Source organism: Pseudomonas nitroreducens TX1, from assembly GCF_000313755.1.
Taxonomy (GTDB): domain Bacteria; phylum Pseudomonadota; class Gammaproteobacteria; order Pseudomonadales; family Pseudomonadaceae; genus Pseudomonas; species Pseudomonas nitroreducens_A.
The window spans coordinates 1-6,994 of the sequence record NZ_AMZB01000049.1 but is presented as its reverse complement, the minus strand read 5'-3'; the positions used below and the strand labels follow the sequence as shown (position 1 = coordinate 6,994).

The window sequence follows — 6,994 nt, the reverse complement described above, 5'->3', positions numbered from 1 at the left end:
CCCCCCCCCCAAAGAGCCACTGACCTTCATCGCTCGCTTGGTGAACTCCCATCACGGTTTTCAGGATTTCGATATCGACGGCCATCCCGTGGTGCGGCGTGCCTGTGTTCCGAACTCGATCAAGAAGGGCGAGCACTTCAACGTCTATCACGGGGAAAGCTCGAAGTCGGGCGCTGTATGGACGGGGACGCTCGGTGACTCCCTCCGCAAATTTGCGCTCACCTGAGGGGGGGGTTATGTGTTTCCCTCGCAAACCCAGTCTGGGCCGGTACAGCGCGACCAGGGCTGAATGGTGTCAGTCTTACCGGCAAGCCCGCATTGCCGCTGCCAGAGGCTTAGACCCCGACCCCAAGTCATCTGGTATCGCCTGGAAGGCCCAGCTCATCGTTGCTTTTGAACGCCGAGGCCACGACCCTCTGGCGTATCCCGCCCAGTGTCGGCTCAATGCTCATCGGATCATCAACGAAATTCGAGCCGAAGAAATCTCCCTGGAACATGTGAAGGACTGACCTATGACCCTGTATTTCGAGTGGATCGGAAGCCTCTGTGGCGTCCTCGGCGCACTGATGATCTCGACCAATACCCGTGTGTCTCCGTGGGGGTGGTGGCTATTCCTCGTATCGAGCTTGAGCCTCTGCTGCTACGCCGTTCTTGCGCAGGCCTGGGGATTGTTGCTGCTGAATGGGTGTTTCGTTGCTACGAACATTACCGGGTTGATCCGCTGGTGGTACCCCGCTGTGTCGGCCACGCGCTCAGCCAGCCTTGCCTGCGTCGAGGGGTAAGCCGCTCGCTCGGCCTCTGGGATGAGGCCTTGGGTTTTGGAGGATGGCCGGCATGCTGGGGGCATTCGTCACTGGGAGCCACCACATGCAACTATTCAACCCGATCCACAAGGCAGAGCTGATCTCTATCGTTGAAGAAGCGTCAGCAAAAGCAGCGAAGAATGCAGGTGTTGTCCAGGAGCTAGTTTTCCCGCACATCTACTTCGTTCTCAGCAAACGCCTCAGCGTAGTAGACGGGGCATCGGCTACTGCGGATGCCAAAGATTCTGCTCTGTTGGCTGCTCTCACTGAGGCAAAAAAAGCGCTTCAGGATTGCGTGTCGGTGATGAGCAACGACCTGGGCGGCTTGAAGCTGATACAGCCAGAGCTTGACGGGGCTCGCCAAGCCTTGGCGGCAGTTGAAGCGGTGTTTGTTAGTCAGTGACTCACCGTTTCTATGAAAACAAAAGCCCGGTGATGAACCGGGCTTTTGCTAACTGAGACATGCACCTCCAGCGTCAAGGATTGGACGCTTTAGCCTCGCGAGGCTGCGCATGTGCTGCTATAAGCCGCTTGGCTGTTTTCTTGGGTAGCAACATGAGTCCAATAGAAACTGCGGCTACTCCACCAACGGCAAGGGCATCGAGAAACGACTGAGGCTGGCAAACAACTTCTGTCGCCATAATAGAAACGAATCCGGTCATAAAAGCTAGTTGGAGCACAGCTGCCCTTTCTTGAAGGTAATCAAGCCGCTGCCGTTCGGCATCGTTCAACTCCCTTTCCCTGCTGGCTTCGGACAGAGAGCGATATTCAGCAAACATTTTTTTCATCGGGGTTCTCCGGGGGTGTTATTCGGTGCTGGGATCGGTGGACACTTGGAGTGGTGGCCACCTTGGGTTTCAGCAGGGCTATCAATTTCCCTACCAGGATGAGCAACGTCTCAACGTACCTCGAAAAAATCCCCCCTAATCCCGCTTTCAGACGTGATTGGCGTCTGAAATAACCGGCACGGCTTGGTGCTTGGGTTTTCCCGAATATGGGTGAAGCTGAACTCATAGCAAACACGGAGTTTAGCCAAGTGAATCAGCAAGTAGCCCAAGTCCTCCCCCTCGGCCGTATCCGCCGCAACCCGCAAATCGACCCGCGTAAGGGCCGGAAGAAGTCCGCTTACGAGCAACTGGTGCGCTCGATCAGCGCCAAGGGCATCATCCAGCCGATTCTCGTCAGGCCTGTAAGCGATGACCCGAACTACGACCATGAGGTGGTCGCTGGCAACCGGCGCTGGACGGCTGCCCACGATGCGGGCTTGATCGAGGTTCCCGCCCTGATTCGCGCTATGAGCGATCAGGAGGCGCGGTTGATCGCTGCGCTGGAGAACCAGGTGCGGGCTGACCTGACGCCAATCGAAGAAGCCCAGCATGCCGTAATTTTGCTGGAGGACATGGCCAACGACCACTTGGCTGTGATGAAGGCCTTGGATTGGTCTAGAACCAAGCTCGATAGCCGCCTGCTGCTCGCTCACGCCTGTGATGCGGTAGCCGAGGCCCTGCTGGAGGAGCAGATCAAGATTGGCCATGCTGAATTGCTATGCCGTCTCCCTGCACCCGATCAGGCGGGCATTCTGTCGAAGATCATCGAGAAGAACTATTCCGTCGAGCAGACCAGGGCGCGTCTGCTGGAGTTGACTCGGGACGTTTCGACAGCACGCTTTGATACCACGGAATGCCGGAGCTGCATCCACAACTCGGGAGCTAATGCCGATTTGTTCGAGGCAAGCCTTGGGGCGTCTCGCTGCCAGAACTCGGTCTGCTGGAACCGGAAAACCGAGCAGCTAATTTCTGTTCGGTTGATCGAGGCGCAGGAGGAGCACGCGGTGGTTCATAGCGAGCTGAATCTCGCCAAGGACTCATACGTGAAGCTCGTCGCACGGGGCGAGGATGGTGTGGGGGAGCAACAGGCAGCGGCGTGCGCTACCTGTGCAAGCTTCGGCGCAGTGGTCATGGTGTCGAGAGGGCGCGAAGGCGACGTTATCGGCGGCATGTGCTTCAACAAGCCATGCCACAAGGAGAAAACCGCCGCCTACAAAACCGCCCTGGCCACCGTAACGAACACCGCGCCAGCCACCGTTGCCGGGAGCGCTGTTGGAACGGCCCCGGCCAAGCCGAAGGCTGCAAGCGCCAAGCCCACCCAGGTGAAGAAATCGCTACGCCGTGAAGCCTTCGACCTTTACGCCCGTATGAGCAAGCAAGTCGTGCTCAATGACCGCTCGCTAGCGCTGGCAGTGGCCATCGTCAGCATGTATTTCGAGATGCGCAGCGAACTCAAGAGCGAGCTGCGGGCACAGATGGAAAAGGCCATGGGTGTCACAAGCGCCCTGATGACCACGGCTCGCGCCGATGCTGAAATTCGGCTTGCGCAACTCGGGGAGGAAAAACTCCTCACGTTCATGGGCAGCATGGCTGCCGCCTCGCTATTCCGCACAGATAGCGCTGACGCATTCGAGAAATCCGTGTCGGGTGCTCAGTCGCTCAAGTTTATGGAGTACGCCAACGTCGATCCGGCCAAAGGATTCGTGATGAACGAGAGCTACCTCAAGGCTCAGGTCAAGGCGGGCATTATCGAAGATTGCAAGCGTTCAGGCTTTGCCGCCGCCTACAACGAGGCGAAGGGCGAAAAGGCTTTTGAAGGGCTGACCACCGGCAAGGCAAGCGCTCTTATCGACGCCATCTTGGCTTTCAAAGAGTTCAGCTGGTTGGGTTATTTGCCGCCTGCGTTACAACTATCGGCACAGGGCGGGAAGAACCCCGCTCCCCAGCAATCCGAATCGACCCAAGCCTGACAGGGAACATCATCATGCAATCCACGTTTTTTTCCGTAATGGCTGCTGCACTGGCGGGCACTCAACACCGCGTCAATGTGGCAATCGAAACCGCCTCCGCTGATGCGCTGAAGGTGATGGTTACCGCTGACCTCGGCCCGACACCTGAGAAGGCATCCGAACACGAAGTGCAGCTTCGCGCCGCCATGTGCCGCCCGCTGATCCTGGTAGGGAGTGCTGTTGAGATTGAGGGGGCGCTGATGAAGCGCCTGACACAGCATGTCCAGGCGCTGAATGAGGGGATGAGCCTGCTGGATGAAATCCGCTCGATTGGTGCGACGGTGCAGGCGAAAGCCGCCACACCAGCTACTGAGCAGTCTGCAACGCCTGCCCTTGATGCCGATGCCGATGCCGATGCCGATGCCGAGGATGGTGACGCTGCGCAGGCAAATGGTGGTTCGGATGAACCCAATCTGAACCTTGCGGCCTCTTTCTAGGAATTGCATTCATGGCACTTGTTGAAATCTCTCTTGCCCGCGTTTTTCGTTACGCCGGTCGCGATCTCCCCGACCCGCAGCCCGAAATGTCCGTGGCTGATGTGCTGAAACACTATGCCCGTCAGTTCCCAAAGCTCAACGGAGCGAAAATCATCGACCCCATTGTGGAGAATGACAGCTATGTCTACGAGTTCCGAGACGGCGGATTCGGCGCAAAAGGTTGACCCGCTTGAAGTCCTGAAAGCGTGGGAGCGTGGCGAACTGGATCGCCACCTCCCGTCCGGTACCGAACCTGATTGTTTAGACCACCAGCAGAGACAAAGGCTATGGAAGTTGCTCTCCTCCCCCGCCAACCCCGGCACTATCGACTTCCACCTGCCGCGCTGACACCTCTTAGCCTGCCGAATGTTGGGCCTATGATGCGTGACGCACAGGCCAAACTGTTCAGCCGGGACTATGCAGGGGTGGTCGACCACCAGGCTCATAGCATGCTGTGCCGGGAAGCCCTGGAAGCTGGTCTGGTAGCTGAAAGTTCAATCGAATGGCTTCGGCAGTACCCAAACAGCTATGGGCTGCACCGCCTCACGGGCGAGGTTGTACAGCGCCTTGGTGCGTCATTTGCCATCAACGATGAAGGCCTCTTCCCGCAACGCGCCAGCCTGCTGAACCGGCTGAACACCCCCTACGTCGATCCAGTTGCGACGGCATCCTACGCAATAGGCGCTGTAGAGGCAGGGTTGATCGGTCTTGATGCGCTCGCCCCTCATGTCGAGGCAGGCCCTGATGGGGCTGGCAGGATAATGGCGGAGCTAGAGCGCTCGTTGATCAGTCGAGTCAAGGTGCCCACAGCCGTCGAGGACGCCTACACCTTCGGAATCCAGGACGGCCATTTCATTCTGGAGTCGAGCTGCTTCGCTTCCTTCACGGTTCAAGCGCCAGCAAGCTTGGAACTGCGAGTGCTTCTTTTCAAAACACTCGACGCGATGACGCGCCATCTGCTGCCGTTCCACACGCCAATGACCTTCCTGGGGCCGCATAGCTACCTCAACCACGGTCTATCGGAGGCTTTCGAGGAGCTGTCTCCGCGCTTGGCAACCCACTCTAGAGAGGAACTGTGCGCCTTCCTGCTGGATGATTCGGTCGAGCATGATGATTACATCGCCGAATATCTCTACTGCCATGGCCAAGACGAGGACTCTGTAAACAGCCTGCTTGACGCCATCTACGAGATGGATGAGCTGAAACAGATAGCTGGAGCCACGCTTGGCCAGGGAGATCGGTGTGAGATCGAGGAGCTGTTCGATCAAGCGCGGCAAATCTGTGAGCGTGATGATGCACACGCCCCGTTGGTTCAAGTGCTGGCGGAAGCCTTGCAGCACTGCCTGGAGCATGAGGCCAGTGGATCGCTCAAAGAGTTCAACCCCCACGATTTCCCAGGCACAGCCGGTGATGGGGTTTCTCTTTTCGAGAGCATTCTGGTGTGCCTGACTAGGGATTTTCCAAATCTAGAGCAGAGTAGCTATGACGGTTTTGACGGCATTGTCAGCGGCTCTGGCTTCCCTGCAATTGGGTTACCGCTGAGTCCTGATCAACTGCGCACCGTCACCCTGCCAGTTCTAGATGCGCTTTCGCTGACGCTAGGTCTGTTGCAGCGAATCGCCGACGCTTTAGAGGAATGCGGTAATGCTGAGTGAAAAAGTTTCGAGCAAGGCCATGCTGATACACCACCACAGCCAGACCGGTGTGGTCACGGTCACCAGTCACAGCGTCATCGCGCTGGAAGATGGTAAGGCCGGCTTCACGCTGGGCGCTGGGAGGGCATTCAGCGCCTACGACAAATCCGAGCTGGCGGCTCTGCTGCTGAATGAGGATGCAGGGGCGGAATATCTCCCTGAGCATTACCTGTTCAGCTCACGCTCCGTCTTGGCCTGGTACCGTCGCCCCGGTCTGCACGATATCCCCATCCTTGGCGAGCGCCTACGCGCCCCGCTGCCAGGCTTGGTCTTCATCGCTGCGGCCAACCAATCCTTCCGTTGCTTTGCGTTCAAGGGTAATCAGCGCCCGACGCCGGAAACGGAACTCTTCTATGCCCCGTTGGGGAATGTTTACCAAGGTGGAACCTTCTGCACTGGCAGCGGCCACGTTCCTCGCGATGTTCGACGTGAGAATATCCCGGCCTGGGAAAACTTCGTGCTGGAAAGCGACAATACCCACAGCGGCACGGTTGAGCCGGTGGCGGGCTGCCGCTCGTTTGAAGCCTTGAAGGAGTTCTATCGAGCACTGAGTGAGAAAGGATCGAAGCGGTTCCCAGCCTCGAAACTGGTTTCAGCTGGGTCGTACAGTGGCCCGCTAACGCTGGCACAAGCTATCAAAGGGGGTGCGCGATGAGCGTTCATCCGATCACGGCTCAGCAATCCCCGATCTACAAGACGCCAGCTTCGTGGGTTGAACGCGCACCACGCATTGTGGTTATCGGGGCCGGTGGCAATGGCAGCGAGGTGGTTGATGCGCTGGCCAGCTTCCACCATGCGCTTCGCTCCCTCGGCCATCCAGAGGGTCTGGAGGTCACGGTCATTGACGATGCAATCGTGCGCGAGCCGAATCTCGTACGTCAGCGTTTCTGGCCGTGTGACTTGGGCCAATTCAAAGCAATCAGCTTGGTGAATCGCTACAACCTCATGCTGGGTACGTCCTGGGAGGCCCTACCCTTCCGATTCCCAAGCAGCGAGACGACAGAGGTGATGCGCGCCGCCGACTTGATCATTTCCGCTGTTGACCTTTCTTCGGCACGGCGTGCAATTGCCAGCAGCTCGGTGCTTTCCAAACACTGCATGTGGCTTGACCTCGGCAACGAGGCCAGACATGGGCAGGTTGTGTTCGGGGCTGCGCATAAAGGGGTCGCCTCAGAAAACGGAAAA

The 6,994-nt window shown here is 58.0% G+C and carries 10 protein-coding genes; 9 read left to right on the top strand and 1 reads right to left on the bottom strand.

From position 1 onward, the window contains the following. The 3 genes from C167_RS0100900 to C167_RS0100885 all read left to right on the top strand — a co-directional run. A partial coding sequence (locus C167_RS0100900; protein WP_026078716.1) for a hypothetical protein occupies nt 1-226 on the top strand: 226 nt, incomplete at its 5' end. 286 nt (nt 227-512) lie between these two features. Then, a complete protein-coding gene (locus tag C167_RS34060) occupies nt 513-782 on the top strand; it encodes a nicotinamide mononucleotide transporter (protein WP_017516405.1) in 270 nt (89 codons plus the stop codon). An 85-nt stretch (nt 783-867) separates the two neighbouring features. Then, entirely contained in the window at nt 868-1,206 is a 339-nt protein-coding gene (locus C167_RS0100885) for a hypothetical protein (protein ID WP_157791803.1), read from the top strand. Between the two features lie 73 nt (nt 1,207-1,279). Here the strand turns inward: C167_RS0100885 and C167_RS0100880 are convergent, their stop codons facing one another. Further along, nucleotides 1,280-1,591 (bottom strand): hypothetical protein, encoded by a 312-nt coding sequence (locus C167_RS0100880; protein WP_017516403.1) that lies wholly within the window; start codon nt 1,589-1,591, stop codon nt 1,280-1,282. A gap of 248 nt (nt 1,592-1,839) precedes the next feature. Between C167_RS0100880 and C167_RS0100875 the strand changes: the two genes are divergently transcribed. The 6 genes from C167_RS0100875 to C167_RS0100850 form a co-directional block, all read left to right on the top strand. Next, nucleotides 1,840-3,600: a PRTRC system ParB family protein gene (locus C167_RS0100875; RefSeq protein ID WP_017516402.1), complete on the top strand. Its 1,761-nt coding sequence runs from the start codon at nt 1,840-1,842 to the stop codon at nt 3,598-3,600. Between the two features lie 14 nt (nt 3,601-3,614). Further along, nucleotides 3,615-4,076, top strand: a complete 462-nt coding sequence (locus C167_RS32020) for a hypothetical protein (RefSeq protein WP_017516401.1) — start codon at nt 3,615-3,617, stop codon at nt 4,074-4,076. 11 nt (nt 4,077-4,087) lie between these two features. Further along, nucleotides 4,088-4,300, top strand: a complete 213-nt coding sequence (locus tag C167_RS0100865) for a PRTRC system protein C (RefSeq protein WP_017516400.1) — start codon at nt 4,088-4,090, stop codon at nt 4,298-4,300. Between the two features lie 192 nt (nt 4,301-4,492). After that, on the top strand, nt 4,493-5,770 hold the full coding sequence (locus C167_RS0100860) for a hypothetical protein (RefSeq protein WP_017516399.1): 1,278 nt from the start codon (nt 4,493-4,495) through the stop codon (nt 5,768-5,770). After that, nucleotides 5,760-6,464, top strand: a complete 705-nt coding sequence (locus C167_RS0100855; protein ID WP_017516398.1) for a PRTRC system protein B — start codon at nt 5,760-5,762, stop codon at nt 6,462-6,464. Before C167_RS0100860 ends, C167_RS0100855 begins: the two co-directional genes overlap by 11 nt. Next, nucleotides 6,461-6,994: PRTRC system ThiF family protein (locus tag C167_RS0100850; RefSeq protein WP_017516397.1), on the top strand; the 534-nt coding region annotated here is incomplete at its 3' end. The genes C167_RS0100855 and C167_RS0100850, both read left to right, overlap by 4 nt.